15 protein-coding genes and 5 pseudogenes are annotated in these 21,844 nt (G+C 61.5%); 11 read left to right on the top strand and 9 right to left on the bottom strand.

The window, feature by feature from the left end; genetic code table 11:
• Positions 1-23 precede the first annotated feature (23 nt).
• From MPSD_RS11660 to MPSD_RS11650, 3 genes are read left to right on the top strand one after another with little or no spacing between them, the layout of a single operon-like run.
• The gene (locus MPSD_RS11660) at positions 24-713 is read left to right on the top strand and encodes an SDR family NAD(P)-dependent oxidoreductase (protein ID WP_015356054.1); all 690 of its coding nucleotides are present in this window, start codon (positions 24-26) and stop codon (positions 711-713) included.
• An 11-nt stretch (positions 714-724) separates the two neighbouring features.
• Complete coding sequence (locus MPSD_RS11655) at positions 725-1,792, top strand: 3-dehydroquinate synthase (protein WP_223161484.1); 1,068 nt, start codon at positions 725-727, stop codon at positions 1,790-1,792.
• Positions 1,764-3,041, top strand: a complete 1,278-nt coding sequence (locus MPSD_RS11650) for an FGGY family carbohydrate kinase (RefSeq protein WP_020787748.1) — start codon at positions 1,764-1,766, stop codon at positions 3,039-3,041. The genes MPSD_RS11655 and MPSD_RS11650 overlap by 29 nt, the downstream gene beginning before the upstream one ends.
• Before the next feature lie 52 nt (positions 3,042-3,093).
• Here the strand turns inward: MPSD_RS11650 and MPSD_RS11645 are convergent, their stop codons facing one another.
• Positions 3,094-4,662: a glycosyltransferase family 87 protein gene (locus tag MPSD_RS11645; protein ID WP_036426673.1), complete on the bottom strand. Its 1,569-nt coding sequence runs from the start codon at positions 4,660-4,662 to the stop codon at positions 3,094-3,096.
• Between the two features lie 518 nt (positions 4,663-5,180).
• Positions 5,181-6,383, bottom strand: a complete 1,203-nt coding sequence (locus tag MPSD_RS11640; RefSeq protein WP_420811904.1) for an ISAs1 family transposase — start codon at positions 6,381-6,383, stop codon at positions 5,181-5,183.
• Positions 6,384-6,691: 308 nt separating this feature from the next.
• On the opposite strand from MPSD_RS11640, the gene MPSD_RS11625 reads away from it, so the two are divergent.
• Positions 6,692-7,387 carry a WbqC family protein gene (locus tag MPSD_RS11625; protein WP_036450817.1) on the top strand — a complete coding sequence of 232 codons (696 nt, stop codon included), beginning with the start codon at positions 6,692-6,694 and terminating at the stop codon, positions 7,385-7,387.
• 105 nt (positions 7,388-7,492) lie between these two features.
• Here the strand turns inward: MPSD_RS11625 and MPSD_RS11620 are convergent, their stop codons facing one another.
• Complete coding sequence (locus MPSD_RS11620) at positions 7,493-7,786, bottom strand: antibiotic biosynthesis monooxygenase family protein (protein ID WP_012394074.1); 294 nt, start codon at positions 7,784-7,786, stop codon at positions 7,493-7,495.
• A 219-nt stretch (positions 7,787-8,005) separates the two neighbouring features.
• On the opposite strand from MPSD_RS11620, the gene MPSD_RS11615 reads away from it, so the two are divergent.
• The 4 genes and pseudogenes from MPSD_RS11615 to MPSD_RS11600 form a co-directional block, all read left to right on the top strand.
• A complete protein-coding gene (locus MPSD_RS11615) occupies positions 8,006-9,892 on the top strand; it encodes a DCC1-like thiol-disulfide oxidoreductase family protein (RefSeq protein WP_020787753.1) in 1,887 nt (628 codons plus the stop codon).
• Between the two features lie 331 nt (positions 9,893-10,223).
• Positions 10,224-10,859 (top strand): class I SAM-dependent methyltransferase, encoded by a 636-nt coding sequence (locus tag MPSD_RS11610; protein WP_174524145.1) that lies wholly within the window; start codon positions 10,224-10,226, stop codon positions 10,857-10,859.
• The gene (locus tag MPSD_RS11605; RefSeq protein ID WP_036426678.1) at positions 10,856-11,521 is read left to right on the top strand and encodes an acetyltransferase; all 666 of its coding nucleotides are present in this window, start codon (positions 10,856-10,858) and stop codon (positions 11,519-11,521) included. Before MPSD_RS11610 ends, MPSD_RS11605 begins: the two co-directional genes overlap by 4 nt.
• Before the next feature lie 141 nt (positions 11,522-11,662).
• Positions 11,663-12,250 (top strand): annotated as a pseudogene (locus MPSD_RS11600) (aminotransferase class I/II-fold pyridoxal phosphate-dependent enzyme); the annotation flags it as partial.
• Between the two features lie 2 nt (positions 12,251-12,252).
• On the opposite strand, the gene MPSD_RS11595 reads toward MPSD_RS11600, so the two are convergent.
• Complete coding sequence (locus MPSD_RS11595) at positions 12,253-13,455, bottom strand: ISAs1-like element IS2404/ISMul1 family transposase (protein WP_420811903.1); 1,203 nt, start codon at positions 13,453-13,455, stop codon at positions 12,253-12,255.
• Between the two features lie 171 nt (positions 13,456-13,626).
• On the opposite strand from MPSD_RS11595, the gene MPSD_RS11585 reads away from it, so the two are divergent.
• Together MPSD_RS11585 and MPSD_RS31035 are read left to right on the top strand one after the other, a co-directional pair.
• A complete protein-coding gene (locus MPSD_RS11585; protein ID WP_020787759.1) occupies positions 13,627-14,187 on the top strand; it encodes a DegT/DnrJ/EryC1/StrS family aminotransferase in 561 nt (186 codons plus the stop codon).
• A pseudogene (locus MPSD_RS31035) lies at positions 14,188-15,836 on the top strand (mmar_2319 family lipooligosaccharide biosynthesis protein).
• A gap of 32 nt (positions 15,837-15,868) precedes the next feature.
• Here MPSD_RS31035 and MPSD_RS11575 read toward each other — a convergent pair.
• A pseudogene (locus MPSD_RS11575) lies at positions 15,869-16,468 on the bottom strand (mmar_2318 family lipooligosaccharide biosynthesis protein); the annotation flags it as partial.
• 142 nt (positions 16,469-16,610) lie between these two features.
• Here MPSD_RS11575 and MPSD_RS11565 point away from each other — a divergent pair.
• Positions 16,611-17,813, top strand: a complete 1,203-nt coding sequence (locus MPSD_RS11565) for an ISAs1-like element IS2404/ISMul1 family transposase (RefSeq protein ID WP_420811902.1) — start codon at positions 16,611-16,613, stop codon at positions 17,811-17,813.
• A gap of 7 nt (positions 17,814-17,820) precedes the next feature.
• Here MPSD_RS11565 and MPSD_RS11560 read toward each other — a convergent pair.
• From MPSD_RS11560 to MPSD_RS11545, 4 genes and pseudogenes are all read right to left on the bottom strand, one after another.
• Positions 17,821-18,006 (bottom strand): annotated as a pseudogene (locus MPSD_RS11560) (phytanoyl-CoA dioxygenase family protein); the annotation flags it as partial.
• Positions 18,003-19,038, bottom strand: a pseudogene (gene losA, locus MPSD_RS11555) (glycosyltransferase LosA). The pseudogenes MPSD_RS11560 and losA, both read right to left, overlap by 4 nt.
• A gap of 293 nt (positions 19,039-19,331) precedes the next feature.
• Positions 19,332-20,264 (bottom strand): NAD-dependent epimerase/dehydratase family protein, encoded by a 933-nt coding sequence (locus MPSD_RS11550; RefSeq protein WP_020787768.1) that lies wholly within the window; start codon positions 20,262-20,264, stop codon positions 19,332-19,334.
• Between the two features lie 85 nt (positions 20,265-20,349).
• On the bottom strand, positions 20,350-21,843 hold the full coding sequence (locus MPSD_RS11545) for a glycosyltransferase (protein WP_020787769.1): 1,494 nt from the start codon (positions 21,841-21,843) through the stop codon (positions 20,350-20,352).
• Position 21,844: the final 1 nt, after the last annotated feature.

Here is a 21,844-nt window from a genome sequence, read left to right as displayed (position 1 = left end):
GTGCCCGCGGATTGCGACAACGCATGATTTCTAGGTCCTCTGCCGGGGGTCCGTCCAGGGCCCTGGTTACCGGCGCCGCGCGGGGAATCGGCCGCAGCGTTGCCGACACCCTCGAGTCCAAAGGAATCACGGTCCTCAGGCCTGGCCGTCAGGAACTCGATCTGTCGATACCGGAATCGGTTGCCGACTACCTCACCGGCCTGGACCAAGTGGTCGACATCCTGGTGCTCAACGCCGGCATCAACAATCCCGAACCATTGCAGACCCTGTCGGCCGACAACTGGTCGAGCACGCAGCAGGTCAACGTCACCGCCAATCTGCTGCTCCTGCAGGGGCTGCTCCCCCGGATGGCGGCCGCCGGGTTCGGCAGAGTCGTCGCCGTGTCGAGCGTCTATGCACATCGGGCCCGCACCGGCCGGGTCGCCTACAGCGCCTCCAAGGCCGCGATCGAGGAAGTGGTGCGGTCGGTTGCGGTCGAGTACGGCCCCTACGGAGTGCTGGCCAACTGTGTCGCTCCGGGCTTCGTGCTCACCGACCTCACCTACCAGAACAACGACGCCAAACAACTCCAAGCCCTGGCCGAACGTGTTCCGGTGGGCCGGTTAGCCGAACCCGAGGAGATTGCTGTTTTCATTTCCTGGCTGGTGTCCGCGGAGAACTCCTACATCACTGGCCAGTCGATACCGATTGACGGAGGTTTCTTGTGCGTGTGACCCAGGATCGGATGATCATCAAGTCCGAGCAGGGTGATTATCCTGTGGATTTCGTCGGGGAAGTCAAGCTGGTTCCCGAGCTCATCGATGTCGGCCCGGAAACCCTGGTGATCATCGACGAAGCGCTGGTGGACCTCTACGGCGACGCTTTGGGGCCGTTGTCGGAACGCCCGACCTATCGAGTGGCAGCCGACGAGGAGAGCAAAACCCTTTCTGGCGTAAGCCTTTTCGTCGACTGGCTGCTGGAGAACAAGGCAACCCGGTCCGCCCACGTCGTCGCGATCGGTGGTGGCGTCATCCAGGACATCGCTACCTTCGCCTGCCACATCTACTACCGCGGTGTGGGATGGACATTCGTTCCGACCACCCTGCTCAGCCAGGCGGACAGTTGCATCGGAGCCAAATCCAGCATCAACGTGCTCCCCCTGAAGAACCAGCTCGGGGTGTTCCACTCCCCCAGCCACGTGATTGTTTGCTCAGAGTTCTTGACGAGCCTGCCGCAGATCGAGGTCGACTCCGGCTACGGAGAGATCTACAAGCTCGCGCTCACCAATGAGGGCGCCTTCTTCGACCAGCTCGCCGAGGCCCTGACCCATGGCGGCCACCGCAACCCGCGGGTGCTGGAAATGATCCGCAACGCCCTGGAAAGCAAGCGGCTCGTCATCGAACAGGACGAGCACGAGTCCGATCTGCGACGGGTGCTCAACTACGGCCACAGCTTCGGCCATGCACTCGAAGCGCTCACCCACAACGAGGTTCCGCACGGACTCGCGGTGATGTGGGGCATGGATCTGATCAACTTTCTCGGAGTGAAATGGGGATTGACCAGTCCCGCGACTGCAGCCCGGGTGCGCACTGTCCTTGACGCCAACACCGACTACGCGATTGGCGCCATCCCGTCGGCCCGCGAGTTGGTCGACACGCTCAAACGCGACAAGAAGGTGCGCAAGGGCGTCATGTATTTCGCCGTGTTGCACGACGAGGGCGATCTGCGGATCGTGCCGAAGCCGCTCGACGAGGCACTTGTCGCCGAGGTCGCGGAATACCTGGATGGCGACCCCCTTTTCGCTGCTCGTTGACCTCGGCGCCACCTACGTCAAGGTCGCGGTGCTGCGCCCCGACGAGGGCGTCGTCGCGGAGCGCAGGTACCCGTTTCCCCCGTTCACGTCGCTCGACGGGCCGTACCGCACCGTCGACCCCGCAGAGGTCCTTGCCGCGGTCGAGGCGGCGATCGCCTCAGGGTTGCCGCCGGCCGCCACCCCGCAACGGATCCTGCTAAGCGGCCAGATGCACGGTTGGACGTTGACTGATGAACACAACGTCCCACACCTTCCGCTGATCACCTGGCAGGACAACCGAGCACTACGTGTCCACAACGGGATTGCGCAGCTGGATCGGTTGCGGCAAAGCTTTGCGCCGGACGTCTGGCATGCGGTCGGCAACGAACTACGCTCCGGCCTGCCCGTGGCGGGCATTTTCGCAACCGATCTTTCGGCTTTCGACGGTCGTGTCCGCGTGCATAGCCTGCTGTCCTGGGTGGCCGCAGCGCTGACCAAGAAGCCGGACTTCGTAGCGCATGTCACCGATGCCGCCGCGTCCGGAATGTTCGACCTGACCTCCGGATCGTGGTCGGAGCGGCTCACTACGTCCGTCGGCGGCTCACGCATGCTCTTACCTCGCGTGTCATCGTCATTGGCAGCGGTCGGCGTCCACGAACGTTCGGGTGCCACCGTCTACACCCCGGTGGGTGACCAGCAGGCCGCGTTCCTGGGGGCAGGACTGCGCGCCGGCGTCACAGCCTGCAATATTGCGACTGGGGGGCAGGTCGCCCGGCTTGCCTGCGCACATGCCGGTGACCGGTGCCAGACCAGGCCCTACTTCGGCGGAATGTTGCTGCACACGAGGACACATCTGCCGGCCGGGCGTGCGTTGACCCACGGTATTGCGTTGCTGTCACGCGGTCGTGCGGACGACGAGGCCTGGCGTTGGGCCGCCAACGCCGCCGCCGCGCCGGCCCGAACCGAACTTCCCCGCGCTCACCCCTCGTTCCATACCGTCGCCGGGGACGGCTGGTCGGGTATCACTGACGCAACCAGCCCCGAGGACCTGGTCCGGGCACTCGTCGCCGCGGTCGCCTCGCCATACGTCGAGGGGGCAGTCGATGTCGGATTCCAACCGACTGATGAGCTTCTGTTCTGCGGCGGAGTAGCGCAACGTTTCGCTCCCCTGCGCACGGCAATTCAGACGTCCCTGCAACTGCCGGCGCGGGTTGCCCCCGAAGGTGACATGGCCCTGCGTGGGTTGGCCGTACTTGCCGGCCGAATCTAGGGATCCGGAAATATCGGCACGCCCGGCAAACGCCCCGGCGCGCCCACGGTAGCTACCGCAGTTGCCTAGCCTCCGAAGCGGATTGAAGATTTCTGGCGATGGCAGAAAGCTTTTGAGCGTCGCTCACAGTCTCATTCGCATTTTCCGCCGCTTCTCGGGCCGATACCACCGGCCCGATTTCCTCCGATACCGATACGGGGGACGGATCTTCGGAGACGTCGCGAACCGGTCTGCGCGCGTACGACACAATGATCACCGCGCACGCGAGCAACCACAAAGCCGGCGTGACCACCGCCGTGGTCGTGATGACCGGACTTGTGCCAAACGCTGTGAGCACTCCGGGCTCGCCCGCAACCGGCACTGGGAAAGATGGGCCGGGGACGGCGATGTGGGCAATGCTGAAGGCCGTAGCGACGCTGACGCTGACACCGACGGCCCGACGACCGTGGCCGATGCGATCGAAAATTCCCGCCCCAGGCGGCCCCTCGGGGTCCCGGACGATCAGCGCTGCGACCGCCAAGACGAACACCAGGTAGTAGCGGTACGTCACGGCTGGGAAAAGTGAGGCGGCGGCCAACAGCACGATGCCCACCATGACCGGCGGAATGCGCCGCCCGAGGACCATCACCGCCCCGACGACCAGCGCCAGAACGCCATACCCGATCAGGCCACGCAGACCGCCAAGGTAGCCATCCGGCAAGGTGCCGCCGGTCTCGAGAACCTTCAACCCGTCGGGGATCCACAACAGGGCCTTGCCGAAGGACACATTTCCGACGCTGATTGCCTCGCTAAAGGCGCCGTAGCCCAGGGCATTGTGGATCGACTGTGTGATCGTCCCCGGGAAGTTACTCGGCCACAGCAGATACGCGCTCAGGTTCGCTACCACGGCACCGACCACCGCGATCCCACCCAACCGCCACTTTCGTGCCGCGAACAGCACGACGGCGAGCACAACGAGCTGCGGTTTGAGCAGGGCGGCCAGAATCACCATCCCAGTGACCAGGCCCCAGCGCTGGCGGCATAGCGCCACCAGGAAAACCAGTGCGATCGGCGCCAGGAACCCGGTGGAGTTGCCCCGATCGACGGCGACCCATGCCGGGATCGCGGCCACACCCAACGCCAAGAACGTCACCAGGCGCTTGAGACCACGCGCGCCCCGGACGGCCCACAGGGCTGGGGTGAGAACCGCGACCACCAAAGTCATCAGGTAGCAGAACAGTCCCAGCTGCGGCCAGTGCAACCACTTACCGAGGAGCCCGAAAATCAGGAATGGCACCATGGCCGCTGGCGGGTAGGGGTTGCCCGGCCAGTTCGGTGGCCCCAGATGTTCCCAAGGGTCCGGCCGGAGCGCAGCGGTCGCTTGCCACGCATAATCACTGAAGCAGTGCCGGCCGACGTTCATGTCCCAATCAAGCCAGCAGTCCTGCGGAACATAGAGCAGCGAGCTGAACACGTCGATAGAGAAGTACTGGACGTAGATGAACCCCGTCACCAGCGACACCACCGATGTCCACAGCACGATGCCGAGCAGGAGCGTGCGCTCAGACTGCTCCGTCAGTCCGTGGATCTGCTGCCGGAACGCCGTGATCAGGTCCCACGGAACCTCCACAGGTCGACTCACGTGTGCTCTCCATTCGGATCCGAAAACTCCGCAAGAGCGGGTGCCCAACGCACCCCCCTAATCGGTAGGCTAGTGCGCACGTTGTGCTGCCGCGGAGGATTGGGCAAATCTTGTTGCGGTGTAGCAGCCATGTTGGCAGTCACCGCTCCGACGATGTCGTGCACGTCGACGGTGCAATCGGCGTGCAACGCCGGTGCAATGCCGCCGCAATGGCGATGCGATACCGCCCCAAACAGCGCACCCCGAGGAACACGACGCACCGCCACCGGTGGGCGCCGAGCCGCCCACCGCGGAAAATCCAGGAAAATTCGATCCGGAACCCGGGTATACAGCACTTCCCAAATGGGTGCAGAAAAGTGGCGAATGACGTAACACAAAGCTTCATCGTCGGGCGCCGAAAAGACGAACCACATCACCACTTTTCGCACCCCGCATTGTAGAAGGCATGATTCGGTGGTATACTTTTTCCGAAATTTTGGGAGTCGGTAGCCTTTCCCCCAGGGCTCCGGCGTTGTTGATTAGCAGGCTTGTGAGCTGGGGAATTGTGGATTGAGGAGGTCTAGGCGGCGGTTGGCGGTCAAAGCGGTGATCCGGCAGGCTTCGGCGATGTTGTCGGCGCCGTTGAGGCGGTGCAGATTGATCGCGGTGTTGCGTAGCGTTGCTAGGACCTGTGCGCCGTTTCCGGTATGTGCCCTTTGACGGTCTTCGTCGAAGGTGACGTCGCGTATCCAGTGCAGGCTGTTCTCGATTCCCCAGTGTTGACGCATCCAGGTCATGATCGCGGTAGGGCGGGCGTGCTCGAACGGCAGGCTGCAGATGGCATAGACCACCTCCACGCTGCGCTGGTCGGTGGCGGTGATCAAGCGTTCACGAGTGATCCGGATGATTTGTTTTGCGTAGGGGAAGCCGATTCCTCGTGCAGCGGTGATGATTTGCGGGGTGCGGGTCTCGACACGGCCGTGGCCGCGGGAGTCGTCGGTAGCGGCTGTGGGCACCTCGGCCCAGGGCAGCGCGGTGATACGCGCAAATATTTTGGCTTGGCTGGACTTGACGATCATCAGGTAGTGCGACTTCAAGGTGGCGCAGATCAACTTCGCGGTGACGACCTGGGTATGCATCGCATCCACGGTGACCAGCCACCGCAAGCTACCCGGCAGCAGCGTGAGCAGGGCACGTACGCAGGGAATTTCATTGCTTTCCTCGGCGACAGCGAGTCGACCGAGCACCAATCGGGCACGGTGGGCGAACACCGACACGAGATGCGTGGCTGTCGCTTTGGCGCGTAAAGCACCACGCAGCATCTTGCCGTCCAACGCGATCGGCACCAATCCACTGGGGTCGCTGCTGGCCACGTGTGCAGTGAAGTAACTGCCCATCCTGGCGTTGAGGTCGGCGGGGTCTAGCCGAGACAAAACAGCGCGGAAGGTCTTCTCACTGGGCCGCCGGAACCGGACCCCTAATTGGGCCAACACATCATCGGGAGCGGTGGCCGCCCATGTGGCAAAACCAGCATAGCCGCGCATCCCCGCGGCAGTGGCCAGAACCGCGATCGCCAACAAAGCCACCAGCGAATACCTCCGACCGCGTGGGCCCCTCGGGTCTGGCACCGAGGCCAACACATCGAGAAACTCCGATCCGATGAGCTCGCTGCGCTCACCAGGACTCCAGCGGTCGAACACCTCTGGAACCGACGACACACGCAATACTGAAACGGTAGGCACGGGCAACTCCAGACCAACGACGAACAGTAACCAACTCGATCGTTCTCCAGATAGCCCGTGCCTACACTCCGGCCCCAATAGCGCGGCACCAAAGATCATCAACCCAGCTCACAAGCCTGCTAATCAACAACGCCGGAGCCCTGGACCAACGACGAACAGTAACCAACTCGATCGTTCTCCAGATAGCCCGTGCCTACACTCCGGCCCCAATAGCGCGGCACCAAAGATCATCAACCCAGCTCACAAGCCTGCTAATCAACAACGCCGGAGCCCTGGCCTTTCCCCTGTTTCACCTTGGAGCAACTTCGTTGAAGAAAGTCGCGATTGTTCAGTCGAATTATGTTCCGTGGCGAGGATATTTTGACATGATCGCATTCGTAGATGAGTTCATCATCTACGACGATATGCAATATACGAAGCGGGACTGGCGGAACAGGAACCGAATCAAGACGAGCCAGGGCCTGCAGTGGATAACGGTACCCGTGCAGGTCAAGGGACGTTTTCACCAGAAGATTCGGGAAACGCTGATCGATGGCACCGACTGGGCGAAGGCACACTGGCGAGCTCTGGAGTTCAATTATGGCGCGGCCCCCCATTACGCAGAGATCGCCGACTGGCTTGCGCCAATTTATCTCGATGAACGGTATGAGGACCTCTCGTCACTCAACCGGCGTCTCTTGGAGGCGATTTGCGGTTATCTCGGGATCGTGACACGTCTGACGAATTCGTGGGACTACACATTGGCCGAGGGTAAGACGGAAAGGTTGGCCGACCTCTGCCAACAAGCCGAAGCGACAGAATACGTATCAGGGCCTGCAGCCCGCTCTTATGTCGATGAGCACGTTTTCGACGAGCTTGGCATTCAACTCACATGGTTCGACTACGAGGGCTACCGCGACTACACGCAATTGTGGGGCGCGTTCGAGCCGGCCGTAACGATTCTGGATCTACTCTTCAACATGGGGCCCGAGGCTCCCGACTATCTGCGGTATTGCCGCAGGTGAACCGCCCATCGTCGGCGCGCTCACGAGCACGGCGAACCCAGTTGCGGTCAGCAGAAAGCAGAAAGCACTGAGAAACAACGGCTTACGCGCCGAGCACTGCTCGGCTTATGCCGTATCGATCTGCTCGTAGTGCTCCACGGCGGGAAACGGGTCATAGAAGCCATGCAGCATCGAGCGCCACTGCGCGTACTCAGCCGATTTCCGGAACCCCTCGGTGTGGTGTTCCAGCGTGTCCCACTGCACCAGCAGTAGATATCTGCCCCGATGCTCCACACAGCGCGACAGGCTGAGCTGTTGGAATCCCGGCATCCGAGAAATGACCGACTTGGCTGACCCAAATGCCGACTCGAACTCCGCTTCGTGGCCAGGTATTACGTTCAGCACCGCATGCTCCAACATCACCGACACAGTCTCACCCACGCCGTCAATCCCAATGGGACCGTAGCTGAACTGCGGATCAGACGATGGTCGTCTCGAGGCGCGATCGGTCATCGGCACCCACACGCCGACAGAGCAACCCGTGCTCGGCCGCACCCGGCTCTGGCTCGGCTGGACTCGCCAATGGCGATTCGCCAGTACTGAAGAACCACATATGAGAATCGAGTAAAACTCTTATCCATGACTCCCTACGTCTACGCGCTCTTCTTCCTCACGCTGATCGGCGCTTTCCTGCTGGTGCGGTTCTGCCGACCGGTGGCAGTACCGCTCGATGCCTGGATCACAAGGGTCGGGCGCAAAGCACTTCCGTCGAGCGCGGGAGAGGAACCGAAGTTCGCGATGATTCGGGTAGGTTTCGGGGTCGTTCTGTCCTGGCGCGCAACCGAAGTGTTGTTACGTCTGGCCCCGGCTGACTACCGCGATCCGCAGATTCTGCTGTTCGCCATCCTGAATCTCGCCGCGGGCATCGCCGTCCTGCTAGGCGTCCTATGCCAATACACTCTGATCTTCCTCGTGGTCATTCAATGGCACCACGGTGAACTTGTGCTCGGTACCAGCACGCTGAGAAACGACGTCGCAGCGATCCTCGCCGTGCTGTTACTGCTGGTCAACAGCGGTCGGACCTTCTCGGTAGACGGGTGGATCATCAAGCGCTTCCCAAGACTGCGCGCTGCATTGCTCTACTACGCCAGCCGACCAACGCCTGCGAGCATCACGACCGCAAAATGGCTGGCGCCCTTCTCCTTCTGGCTCGTCTGCCTCTATTCACTTGCGGTGCACCTAAATGAACCCGCCTGGAAGACCGGCACCGCCGGTCCCCTGCTGTTCACCAACAATTTCATGACCGGCCCGCACGAACTCATGGCCCATCTCTTCGCCGACAACCAGTGGGCCGTGTTCTTCGCGCGGATGGCTTTGTGGTCGATGTTGCCGTGGTATGCCCTGCTGGTACCGTGCGTGCTGATCGGGTCCCTCGCCCGCGTCTATGCAATCGTCTGGGGCTTATCGTTTTTCATCTTCAGCCTGGTATTGCTGAAACTCGGTTGGCTCCCCCAGATCGAGCTTCTGCTTTGGGCGGGGATCTTCTGGTCACGAGCGGGAATCACCGCACCGGGACAACTCTCGGTGGTCTTCGATGACAAGAGCAAGCTGTGTGACCGAACGGTTCAGGCGGTACGGGCGGTCGACATCTTCGACCGCGTCAAGCTGGTGAACGCCAGTGAGAACCTGGAACTGCTTCAGTCGCATGGCATCAGCGATGAGCGGGCGCTGGCAGATCCGCACGGTATCGATGAAGTCACCGGCGGCGTGGTCTCGGGGTACGACTGCTGCACCAGGGTGACCCGAAACGTGGTTCTGCTTTGGCCGGCGTACCCCATTCTGCTCTTCGGCAAGTGGTTTCGCCTCGGAACCACCACGTACGGCTGGATCGCCGGGCGTCGACACACGCTGTTGGGTGCCTACACGAAGCCATCCGGTAAACGGCCCGCGCGTTCACTCGACGTTGCCAGCGATGACTTTTCGCAGCTGACCGTCACACACGCCATGCTGCTGCACGCCAGTTTTCTGGCCGTGTTCTTTGTGGTTGCCATCCCCGCTCCCTACATCGGACATCAGGGCCGACCCAACCCGCTGGCCGAGGGCGCACACATCTACGGCATGGCACCCATCAACGTGTTCAACGAAAATGATCTGCGCTTGGCCGAGAACTGGTTTACTTTGTCGCTGCTGACCGACCACGGCGAGACGCTGATCCCCGTCTTGGCCGAGGATGGATCGCGACTGGGCTACCACGCGTCAGATCGTGTCTATTTTGGGAAGACCGCGCAATGGCGTCGACGCCATATCGGCCAGTCGGGCTGCTTCTTCACGGAAGATCAGGCCGAGATGCGTTATCTGGTAAGTATCTATCTACGCAAACAGGATCTCCCGGCGGGCGAGTACCGGGTGCGCTATCGGCAGTACTTCGAGCCCCTGCCGGCTCCCGCCTTGATCACCCGAAACGAGTACGCGCGCCAGCCGCGCGAGATGCGTTGCACTGAAGTCTTTTCGGTGAAGTGGCCCTAAGCGGCCTGGCTCCGGCACGCCAGCAACCAGCACACCTGCCGCGCAAGTTGCCCGTTGCGTGATGACGCGGACAGCTCGGCGAGGTGTGTTCGTCCGCTCGAGGTCACATTGTCGGTGGTGAAAGTTGGCCGCACCGGAGTGGACATCTACCACCTTCGCGTCAATCGGTGAGCTCGATCGCACCGGTTCAGCGCAGCGAGCAACCGGTGAGCTCCATCCGGCTGGTTTGCGGGATGGTCATTTTCTTCGCCGGAGTCGTCATCACCGCGTATCTGTCGAAGGTATATTCCGAAACCAAGCAGCGAACCCTACGCACTCGTGAGGGAGGTTCATGGCGGAAGACGCAACGACCATGCTCGGCGATGTGGCTCGCTACTACGCATCCAAGCTCGAAGAACATGGCACCACGGCGCGCGGCGTCGATTGGAACGGCGAGGCAAGTCAGACTCTGCGCTTCGACCAACTGTTGCGCATAGTCGATGTGGCAGGCCGATTCTCGATCATTGATCTGGGTTGTGGCTATGGGGCACTGCTGGACTACCTCGACGCGCGTGGCCTCGAAGCAGACTACACCGGCATCGACGTCTCCCCTGAAATGGCACGCGCAGGGGCAAGACGCTTCCAAGGCCGGACGGATGCAGACTTCATCTGCACCACTAGCGTCGACCGGGAAGCGGACTACAGCGTCGCGAGTGGGATCTTCAATGTGCGACTCGAACGCTCGGACGCCGAATGGCGCGACTACCTCGAGGCGACGCTGGACCTGCTGGATGCGGCCAGCCGCCGCGGCTTCGCCTTCAACTGCCTGACATCCTATTCCGACGCGTCGAAAATGCGTGACGACCTCTACTATGCCGATCCCTGCGCCCTATTCGATCTTTGCAAGCGTCACTATTCGAAGAACGTCGCGCTTCTTCACGACTATGGGCTCTATGAATTCACAATTCTGGCTAGGAAGGCACCATGAAGAAACCATTGGTGATTTTCGGGAGTGGTGATATCGCCCAGCTCGCCCACTACTATTTCACGAGAGACTCCGAATACGAGGTCGTAGCCTTCACCGTCGACCGGGACTACGCGAGCGAGTCCGAGTTCTGCGGCCTACCCTTGGTGGCCTTTGACGAGGTCACCCAACGCTTCCCGCCGGAATCTCACGCCATGTTCGTGGCGCTGGCCTATGCCAAACTCAACGGCGTGCGCAAGGAAAAATATCTTGCCGCCAAGGCTCTGGGCTACGAACTCGCCAGCTACATCAGCTCCCACGCCACCGTGTTGAACGACGGGCGGATCGGCGATAACGTCTTCCTACTCGAAGACAACACCATTCAGCCATTCGTGACCATCGGAAACAATGTCACGTTGTGGAGCGGTAATCACATCGGCCATCATTCGACGATTCGCGATCACAGTTTTCTGGCTTCGCATATCGTCGTATCCGGCGGGGTGACAATTGAGGAGAAGTGCTTCATCGGCGTCAATGCAACGCTGCGTGACCACATCACCGTTGGTTCGCAGTGCGTGATCGGAGCGGGCGTCCTGCTGCTCGGCGATGCCGACCCCGATGGCCTCTATATTGGGCCCGCGACGGAGCGCCGTCCGGTGCCGAGTACGGGGTTACGGAAGATCTGAAAGAACCCGGTGGAGATGCATCAATACGGCAAAAGGCTACTGATCGTTAGACGACAACGGGAACTGCCCAGCATGGTCAGGCGCGCGATCGTGTCCGCCACCAAACATGCCCAACCCCTTGGTGATTGAGAGTTGGCGCACGTGGTGGAGCACAAGATTCCTTTCAATCGCCCGTACATGACCGGCCAAGAGCTCGACTACATTGCCGAGGCCCACTCTTGCGGCCACCTGGCCGGCGACGGCCCGTTCACCTACCGGTGCCACGCCTGGCTCGAACAGCAGACCGGTTGCCGCAAGGCGCTGCTCACCCCCTCCTGCACCGCCGCATTGGAGATGATGGCCCTGCTTCTCGAGATAGAGGAGGGGGACGAAGTCATCCTGCCGTCATTCACTTTTGTCTCGACGGCCAACGCTTTTGTGCTGCGCGGAGGCGTGCCGGTCTTTGTCGATATCCGGCCCGACACCCTCAACGTTGATGAAACCCTCATCGAAGCAGCCATTACGCCTCGAACCAGGGCCATCGTCCCTGTTCACTATGCCGGCGTGGCCTGTGAAATGGACACGATCATGTCGATCGCCAAGCGCCACAAGCTAGCCGTGGTCGAAGACGCAGCCCAAGGCACGATGGCCTACTACCGCGGGCGGGCGCTCGGCAGTATCGGCGACCTCGGAGCCCTCTCATTTCATGAAACCAAGAACGTGATTTCGGGTCAGGGCTCCGGCGTTGTTGATTAGCGGGCTTGTGAGCTGGGGAATTGTGGATTGAGGAGGTCTAGGCGGCGGTTGGCGGTCAAAGCGGTGATCCGGCAGGCTTCGGCGATGTTGTCGGCGCCGTTGAGGCGGTGCAGATTGATCGCGGTGTTGCGTAGCGTTGCTAGGACCTGTGCGCCGTTTCCGGTATGTGCCCTTTGACGGTCTTCGTCGAAGGTGACGTCGCGTATCCAGTGCAGGCTGTTCTCGATTCCCCAGTGTTGACGCATCCAGGTCATGATCGCGGTAGGGCGGGCGTGCTCGAACGGCAGGCTGCAGATGGCATAGACCACCTCCACGCTGCGCTGGTCGGTGGCGGTGATCAAGCGTTCACGAGTGATCCGGATGATTTGTTTTGCGTAGGGGAAGCCGATTCCTCGTGCAGCGGTGATGATTTGCAGGGTGCGGGTCTCGACACGGCCGTGGCCGCGGGAGTCGTCGGTAGCGGCTGCGGGCACCTCGGCCCAGGGCAGCGCGGTGATACGCGCAAATATTTTGGCTTGGTTGGACTTGACGATCATCAGGTAGTGCGACTTCAAGGTGGCGCAGATCAACTTCGCGGTGACGACCTGGGTATGCATCGCATCCACGGTGACCAGCCACCGCAAGCTACCCGGCAGCAGCGTGAGCAGGGCACGTACGCAGGGAATTTCATTGCTTTTCTCGGCGACAGCGAGTTGACCGAGCACCAATCGGGCACGGTGGGCGAACACCGACACGAGATGCGTGGCTGTCGCTTTGGCGCGTAAAGCACCACGCAGCATCTTGCCGTCCAACGCGATCGGCACCAATCCACTGGGGTCGCTGCTGGCCACGTGTGCAGTGAAGTAACTGCCCATCCTGGCGTTGAGGTCGGCGGGGTCTAGCCGAGACAAAACAGCGCGGAAGGTCTTCTCACTGGGCCGCCGGAACCGGACCCCTAATTGGGCCAACACATCATCGGGAGCGGTGGCCGCCCATGTGGCAAAACCAGCATAGCCGCGCATCCCCGCGGCAGTGGCCAGAACCGCGATCGCCAACAAAGCCACCAGCGAATACCTCCGACCGCGTGGGCCCCTCGGGTCTGGCACCGAGGCCAACACATCGAGAAACTCCGATCCGATGAGCTCGCTGCGCTCACCAGGACTCCAGCGGTCGAACACCTCTGGAACCGACGACACAGGCAATACTGAAACGGTAGGCACGGGCAACTCCAGACCAACGACGAACAGTAACCAACTCGATCGTTCTCCAGATAGCCCGTGCCTACACTCCGGCCCCAATAGCGCGGCACCAAAGATCATCAACCCAGCTCACAAGCCTGCTAATCAACAACGCCGGAACCCTGGATTTCGGGTGAGGGAGGCGCTTTGCTGGTGAACTCCGAAGAGTACATATATCGGGCAGAGATTCTCCGGGACAAAGGGACCAATCGCAGCCGCTTCCTGCGCAAGGAGGTGGACAAGTACACGTGGCAGGACAAGGGTTCTTCGTACCTGTCGAGCGAGCTGATCGCGGCCTTTCTGTGGGCACAGTTCGAGGACGCCGAGCGGATCACCCGCTCCAGGTTGGACCTGTGGAACTACTATCACGCAGGTTTCGAATCATTGGAGCAACGCGGGCTCCTACGCCGCCCGATCATCCCCGAAGGCTGCTCTCACAACGCCCACATGTACTACGTGCTGCTGGCACCGGGCACCGATCGCGCGGGTGTGCTCGCCGCGCTGGCAAAGGAAGACATAAACGCCGTCTTTCACTACGTGCCCCTGCACGATTCGCCGGCCGGCCGTCGCTACGGCCGTACCAGCGGTGACCTGACCGTCACGAACGACTCGTCTTCCCGGCTGATCCGTCTGCCGATGTGGGTCGGACTGCAGGAGGCCGATCAGAACCGGGTCGTCGACGCCTTGACGCGCATCTTGACGTTCGGCGCGTGAATGAGCGGCGAAGTGACAGACTCCTCTCCTCCCGCCGCCGAGCCTGCCGAGGAAACTGGGCCATCGACGGCTCGTCGTCGCGCTCTGAAGGCAACGGCAGCCGCGTTCTTCTGCCTGGGCATCTGGGCACTGTCGCCGATCTATCCCGACGAGATCGCCTATCGCCAACAGTTTGGGCGCATCATCCCCGACCATGGGGTCATCTATGGCCTCTATGAGATGTGCCCGTCCAACATAAAAACGGTTCCGCTCGTTTTGGAACCGGTCGCCTGGCTGCTCGGCCAAACCATGCGCATTCTGTCGCCGCTTGAAATGCGCATCCTGTCTTTCGCAGCCGTGTTGGCCGTGGTGTTCATGGCAGTCCGCCAAGCGGCTAGCAATCGGAATCCAGCTGCCGGCTACCTGGTTCTGGCTTCGTTCGTGGGGGTGGCCGGGGCCGGTCTGATCTTCGTTCGATATGAATTTGCGCTGGAACTCCAACTCCTGTCCTGTCTCGTTGCCGCGGCACGGCTGACGAGTAGACGAACCGGCGTGGCGGGAGACCTAGGCGTTGCCATCGGATTGCTCCTGGCTGCTGCGCTGTCGGTGTGGTCCCATGTCCAGGGATTACTGTTTCTGCCCCTCACCGCCTACCTCTTGGCTCGCCTAGCCGTGCGCCGGTTCGGGTCCGTGGGATTGCTGGCGGCCGCCGTTCCGTTCGTGCTGTTCGTTCCTCCGGCCATGAAGCTGCACCATTCGGCCTGCACTAAGCACCCCGAGATTGAGGCGTTCTGGCGGAGCCTGGCTTTTGATGGCTCCGACCTCGGCGCACGGAATTTGGCTGTGGCGCTGGCCAACACCGCACGCTCCTATGTTGGCAGCTTTGTCTATGCGCCACTTTTTCCAATCCGTTTTCTCCCTGGCGTCGATGCCCCGAGCGGCCCGTCACCGTGATGAACCTGTTCATCTCGGTGGTCGTCGTCCTCTTGGCGGGGCTTGTCCTTTACCTCCTGACGATGGCGTCCATTCGCTGCGGCAAGTCGATCCGGTTCCGCTCCAGGGACACCACGTTTCCCGAACGGTTCGAGAAGAATCAGCCGGTCGTCATCGCGGCACTGATCACGCTTCCCGTAGCAATTCTCTTTGTCTACGACGCACAGCACGCCTTCTATAGAAATTTCTACTTGAACCACTTGACGTCGGTCGCCGCTTGCCTGATTCTCGCGTCGGTCTCCGGTCCCCTCGCTCTCCGCTTCACCAAGGGCGCTAGCGTCCTCGTTGGAATCGTGGTCGGGGCCTCGTTGATATTCAACGCATTCCTGTTCGTACGGCCGTTGGCGAACGGGTATGAGGGCCCATCGCTATCCGTCCTGCGCAGGTGGCCGCAAGTATCGCGCGACACCGCCAAACTGGCGCGGGTGTGCAAAATGGACCTAGGGCGGGGCCGTATCATCGTCGACGATCTCACCCAGGCGGGCGTTTACTCCAGGCCAATGACCATTCCGCTGACCTACCTTCATCTGCAGGCAAATCTTGTTGGCATGAGCGCCCACGACGCCGCTATCGAGATGAAGGCCAACTATGCGATCCTGCGCTGCCCCGACTTTGACGTCTTGGGTGTTGCGCCACAGGGTAGAACCGGGGACGTCTGCTGTTACACGTTCGGCTAGATCCGGGCGCCGCAGCCGCCATCCATCACACGCTAATCATCCAGAACTGCTAGACCGAATCCTGTGCGACCATAGCCATCGCCTGGATAAATCAGAAAACGCTGTCCTTTATGGTCGAAGACGCAAGGGTACCCGACCGAATTAGCGTCCCACTCGCCAGGCGAGGCATCAATACCGTTGTCTTTACCGAGTTGCGTCCATATCACGCCGTCCTCCGACACCGCGTGATAAATGCTGTATTGTGCGCCACGCGCGCAATACCACATTCTGTACAACCCGGGATCGCGGACGACGCAGGGCCGGGCGGCAGCGATGTCATCACATCCGGCTGTATCAATAGCGACCAGTTCTTGTTTCTCCCAGTGGATGGCATCGATCGACTCCGCACTCTTAATCACGTGCGGAAGTCCGTCCATGTTTTTTGTCTTCTGTTCCCAACGCACATTCGAGCCGTACCACATGCGATATTTGTCGTCATCCCGGATTACCCAGGGATACGAAATTGAGTACGGATCCCCCTCGTCCAGCGGAACAACCGGGAATGTGGACCAACGCTTGAACGGCCCGCCCGCTTGGCTAATGGCAAGGCCAATGGCATTTTTCCAGGGTACGGTGACGGCAAGATTCCAGCCAGGGCTCCGGCGTTGTTGATTAGCAGGCTTGTGAGCTGGGTTGATGATCTTTGGTGCCGCGCTATTGGGGCCGGAGTGTAGGCACGGGCTATCTGGAGAACGATCGAGTTGGTTACTGTTCGTCGTTGGTCTGGAGTTGCCCGTGCCTACCGTTTCAGTATTGCGTGTGTCGTCGGTTCCAGAGGTGTTCGACCGCTGGAGTCCTGGTGAGCGCAGCGAGCTCATCGGATCGGAGTTTCTCGATGTGTTGGCCTCGGTGCCAGACCCGAGGGACCCACGCGGTCGGAGGTATTCGCTGATGGCTTTGTTGGCGATCGCGGTTCTGGCCACTGCCGCGGGGATGCGCGGCTATGCTGGTTTTGCCACATGGGCGGCCACCGCTCCCGATGATGTGTTGGCCCAATTAGGGGTCCGGTTCCGGCGGCCCAGTGAGAAGACCTTCCGCGCTGTTTTGTCTCGGCTAGACCCCGCCGACCTCAACGCCAGGATGGGCAGTTACTTCACTGCACACGTGGCCAGCAGCGACCCCAGTGGATTGGTGCCGATCGCGTTGGACGGCAAGATGCTGCGTGGTGCTTTACGCGCCAAAGCGACAGCCACGCATCTCGTGTCGGTGTTCGCCCACCGTGCCCGATTGGTGCTCGGTCAACTCGCTGTCGCCGAGAAAAGCAATGAAATTCCCTGCGCACGTGCCCTGCTCACGCTGCTGCCGGGTAGCTTGCGGTGGCTGGTCACCGTGGATGCGATGCATACCCAGGTCGTCACCGCGAAGTTGATCTGCGCCACCTTGAAGTCGCACTACCTGATGATCGTCAAGTCCAACCAAGCCAAAATATTTGCGCGTATCACCGCGCTGCCCTGGGCCGAGGTGCCCGCAGCCGCTACCGACGACTCCCGCGGCCACGGCCGTGTCGAGACCCGCACCCTGCAAATCATCACCGCTGCACGAGGAATCGGCTTCCCCTACGCAAAACAAATCATCCGGATCACTCGTGAACGCTTGATCACCGCCACCGACCAGCGCAGCGTGGAGGTGGTCTATGCCATCTGCAGCCTGCCGTTCGAGCACGCCCGCCCTACCGCGATCATGACCTGGATGCGTCAACACTGGGGAATCGAGAACAGCCTGCACTGGATACGCGACGTCACCTTCGACGAAGACCGTCAAAGGGCACATACCGGAAACGGCGCACAGGTCCTAGCAACGCTACGCAACACCGCGATCAATCTGCACCGCCTCAACGGCGCCGACAACATCGCCGAAGCCTGCCGGATCACCGCTTTGACCGCCAACCGCCGCCTAGACCTCCTCAATCCACAATTCCCCAGCTCACAAGCCTGCTAATCAACAACGCCGGAGCCCTGCGCTCCTGGCCGATCTCGCTGAGAATTCGCTCCTGCACCAGGTACATACGATCGCGGGTTGTGGCGAGAAACCCCGCATCAAGCACATCTTCGACAACTGCGTAACCTACGCAGTGCAGCGCGTCCTGCAGCTGGACCAGCCATGGACTGGCATCACACTCGACGGCTGTCATAGCCCTCGATCGCCCCGCGGCGAACGAACCGGATCCGCGCCGAAGCGTTCCCAGCTCGCCGGGGGCATGGCGCGGAAAGCGGCCTCAAGCGACGCCGGCCCCTGGGACGTGAAGTTCGGCCCGTAGATTCTTCGGATTATCGTGTACGGCCGCTGCTTGGTTTCGGTGAAGATCTTCGAAATATAGATTCCAATCAGCCCCAGGCAGAAAATCGTCAGGCCACCCCAGCATCCAGATGGAAACAATCAATGACGGCCAACCACCGAGCAAGACCCGGAAGAAAAGCCGATCGATGATCAAGTATCCCGCGGCCAAGCTGGAAATCATGAAAATTACAGCACCGAGATAGAAAATGAAGACCAGGGGTTTGTTACTAAATGATGTGACATTGTCGACCAACGCCTTGACCTTGTGCGCGAAGGTATATGTGGTTGTTCCCTTCGACGCCTTGTGCACAGACATCGGAATCTGATTGAAACCCGTAATCTGCCACAGGCCGGCGATCGAGAGTTCTCGCTCCTGGTGCTGGACCAGACAGCGCACATAATCGGCTCTCATCAACCGGACGGTGAGGACGTTTTCGTGCAGCGGTGGGTTGCACAGCATCGCGGACGCGCGATAGTGCATCTTGGGGCCAAAGTTCTTCCACCAGCTGCCAGGGCGCTGCGCCTGGCAACCAAATACCACGTCAGCGTCGGTCGCTATCAGCTTCTCGTAGAACTGTTCGAGGAGGGCGGGATCCTCCTCCAGGTCTGAGTCGATCAGAAAAACGAGATCACCGGTGGCGTGCGCCAAGCCGGTCATCATCGCCTTGTGATGACCGAAGTTTCGTGACAGCTGAATCACCCGCACGCTGGGATCTTTACCGAGCAACGAAACCGCCTGATCAAGCGATCCGTCCGGCGAGCCGTCATCGACGAAGATCATCTCGACGTCGCTCGTAATCTTCTCCGCCGCCGCGCGAACTCGCCGGTAGAACTCGAGCACATACGGCTCGGACATGTACAGGGTCGTTACGATCGAGAGACGCATTGCCAATCCAATCCACCGCTGCAGAGCATCTTTCCCGGGGATCATACCGAGGGCACACGGGCATGGCGGCGGTTTTGGACTCGTTGGATTCGCCGATCGAGAACTCGATGATCACTTTGACTGTTCGCATTTGCCGGTCTCGATATCGACCATTGGCGGATTACCCGAAAAACGCCCCCGCTGAAAATATTTCAGCTCCTCGCCGCCGGCTCAGGCAATCGAACACGCCACACATTGCATAATCGAAAAAGTGACCATCCCCGGCAATTTCGCCAACTCTGCGCCGAAACTGCTTAGGCCATACCAAGCACTCCGCGGGCGGTGATCTCGATCTGACGATCAAGGGGTGCGCTAGCCAAATCCCACTTCTGGCACAGCCGCTGCCAATCCCGGCCGTCAGAATGGTATTGATCCGGATTGCGGGGATCGATCTCGTCGCGGCTGATCACCGCATCGGGGCGCACCACCGCGGCGACCCGCGCGGCAAGCTCGGCCATCTCCACCAGCTCGCCGCCGCTGTCGATGGTGACCGGGCCAATCCCGCCCTCGGCGATCGCCACCGCCAGCAGCTCTTCAGCTAGGGAATACCGACGGAATACCGGGCGGCGGGCGGTGATCCGGATCGCCCCCGAACTGGCTGCCCGGATCATCGACCCCAGCGCGTAGGCCTCCGGCTTCTGCACGTGAGCACCCGAGATACTCCAGGCCCGCACGACTGCGGGCACCGTCCCGGCCTCGGCAGCGGCCTGCGCCAGGCGCTGCTCGGCCTCACGCTTGAGGTAGCCATACGGGTTGTCCTCGATCGGGTCCATCAGCGCGTCTCGCGGATAGACCGCCGCACCGCTGGAGACCGTGAGCGCGAGCCGGACGTCGGGTAGCTGTGTCGCGTAGACCAGGCGCTCGGTGAGGGCACGGTTGGCGCCAACATATTCGCCCAGCGGCATGCCGGCGACTAGGTCGCGCGTAAGAAACGCACAGTCCAGCACGACCGTGGGCGCAAAGGAGGCCACTTCCCGCTCGTCCCATACCCGGCAATCGATGTCGCGATCCCCGACCCGAATGGTCCGGGCCCGGCTGGCCAGGGCCAGCGTGGGCAGGCCCAGCGGGGCCAGCAGATCCAGTGCGGTGCGCCCGAGCCAGCCCGATGCGCCGGTGACAAGCACTCGGTCCTCGCCAAGCGCCCGCGCCGCCAGTGCGCGCGCGCTCGCATTCACCAATGTCGTCACGGAGCAAGTCCACCCGTGGAGCAGTTCAGGTGCGCACGGCCAGGAGCCTGCGGCCGCGCGGGCCGGCATTCCTGCGTACTCCGATTCACCTCGACGGCAATGTCTTTCGGCTCTGCTGAGCATCAACACAGCGGCGCCGGCGCGCGAGCCACATGGCCCCGAGCGCGGCCAGCGAGCCGGTGGTCCCGCGCAACACCGGACCCCGCATCGCCAACCCGTACCAGTGCAGATACGAGGGCAACCAGCCGACCAGGTCGAACTTGCTGGTGCCGGCGGTCCGGTCTTCCCAGCTGCTGGGCACCTCATCGACGCGAAAGCCCATCAAGTGCGCCTTCGTGGTGAGTTCCAAACCCACCTCAAACCCCTTGATGCTCTCCACTGGAACTTCATCGAGGAAACGCCGGCTGTATCCGCGGAAGTTGGTCGTCGCATCATGGGTGGGCATCCTGCCCACGTAATGCAGGCTGAGCCCGGCCGTCCTCGACATCAGCGTCTTCAACCGGGGCCCGCCGGTCTGCGAGCCGCCGGGCATGTACCGCGAACCGCTGACGATGTCGGCTCCCTCGTCGCGAATCTTGGCTGCCATCAACGGAATCACCGACGGCGGATCAGACAGGTCGGCCATGCTGGTCACGACGACGTCCCCACGGGCCGCCGCAAAGCCGGCGATCAGGGCATTGGCCACGCCCTTGCCGATGGAGTTGCGGACCAACCGCAGCGTCCCCGGCTTGTCTGGCATCGCCGCGAGCGCCGGTAACGTCGTGTCCTCGTCGAAGTCGTAGCAGACGAGTAATTCGTGGGGCACGTCCGACAACGCCTCGGTCAATCTGCGGACGCAGACTTGAATGTTCTCGCCCTCGTTGTAGACCGGGATCACCACGCTGATCAGGCGCTCGTCGTCGAGGTCGGTTCGTTCTTTGCGGGCACGAATCACGAACTGCTTGCCGAAAATCGGCCACGCCGCCCGGGAACGCAGGTACTGCCGCACCAAGATTGGCGCCTGCGGCCAGGGCGACCTCGTCGTATAGGGCAAGAACCGGTCGTAGTCGTCGACGATCCTCAGATGCTGGGATTCGAGCACCTCAATGAGCGAACGGTCGCTGATCGGCACCGTGTGGTCCCAGAAATCCCAATAGTCGCCACTGAGAAAGCGAATATTGGGCCCCATCGCTATGAGGTGCCCCCCGGGCGTGAGCACACGGTGTGCCTCAGCGATGGTGCGCTCCACCTCGGCCTTGCTCTGCAGGTGCTCGAGCAGGTTGCTGGTGAAAACCACATCCACCGACTCGTCGGCCAAGAAGCTGAGATCATCGGCCCGCCCGCCGTGGAACTCGATGCCGGGCTCGAGCATGTCGGCGCTGTCGGGATTCAGATCGACACCGATCCGACGTGCGGCGCAGACATGATTGAGGAACTCGCCGTAACCACAGCCGAGATCGAGCACCGTGTCGCTGCGCCTGACCCACGCTTGAAAGAAATCGCGAACTAGTACGGCCCAAATGGCGGCACGCGATTCGCGGGCGTGGCCAAAGCGATTGCGATAGAGCTGCTGCAGGTCGGGTTCACCTGCGATGCGCATG

The sequence above is a fragment of the Mycobacterium pseudoshottsii JCM 15466 genome, assembly GCF_003584745.1.
In the GTDB taxonomy this organism is placed as follows: Bacteria; Actinomycetota; Actinomycetes; order Mycobacteriales; family Mycobacteriaceae; genus Mycobacterium; species Mycobacterium marinum.
The sequence above is the reverse complement of the archived record's forward strand: the minus strand, read 5'-3'. Positions and strand labels throughout refer to the sequence as shown.

Bases quoted from the DNA above. Each gene is read 5' to 3' on its own strand.
- MPSD_RS11620 (WP_012394074.1), bottom strand. From the start codon at position 7,786: ATGTTGGAGCATGCGGTGCTGAACGTAATACCTGGCCACGAAGCGGAG.
- MPSD_RS11615 (WP_020787753.1), top strand. From the start codon at position 8,006: ATGACTCCCTACGTCTACGCGCTCTTCTTCCTCACGCTGATCGGCGCT.
- MPSD_RS11660 (WP_015356054.1), top strand. From the start codon at position 24: ATGATTTCTAGGTCCTCTGCCGGGGGTCCGTCCAGGGCCCTGGTTACC.
- MPSD_RS11605 (WP_036426678.1), top strand. From the start codon at position 10,856: ATGAAGAAACCATTGGTGATTTTCGGGAGTGGTGATATCGCCCAGCTC.
- MPSD_RS11610 (WP_174524145.1), top strand. From the start codon at position 10,224: ATGGCGGAAGACGCAACGACCATGCTCGGCGATGTGGCTCGCTACTAC.
- MPSD_RS11650 (WP_020787748.1), top strand. From the start codon at position 1,764: ATGGCGACCCCCTTTTCGCTGCTCGTTGACCTCGGCGCCACCTACGTC.
- MPSD_RS11545 (WP_020787769.1), bottom strand. From the start codon at position 21,843: ATGCGCATCGCAGGTGAACCCGACCTGCAGCAGCTCTATCGCAATCGC.
- MPSD_RS11655 (WP_223161484.1), top strand. From the start codon at position 725: ATGATCATCAAGTCCGAGCAGGGTGATTATCCTGTGGATTTCGTCGGG.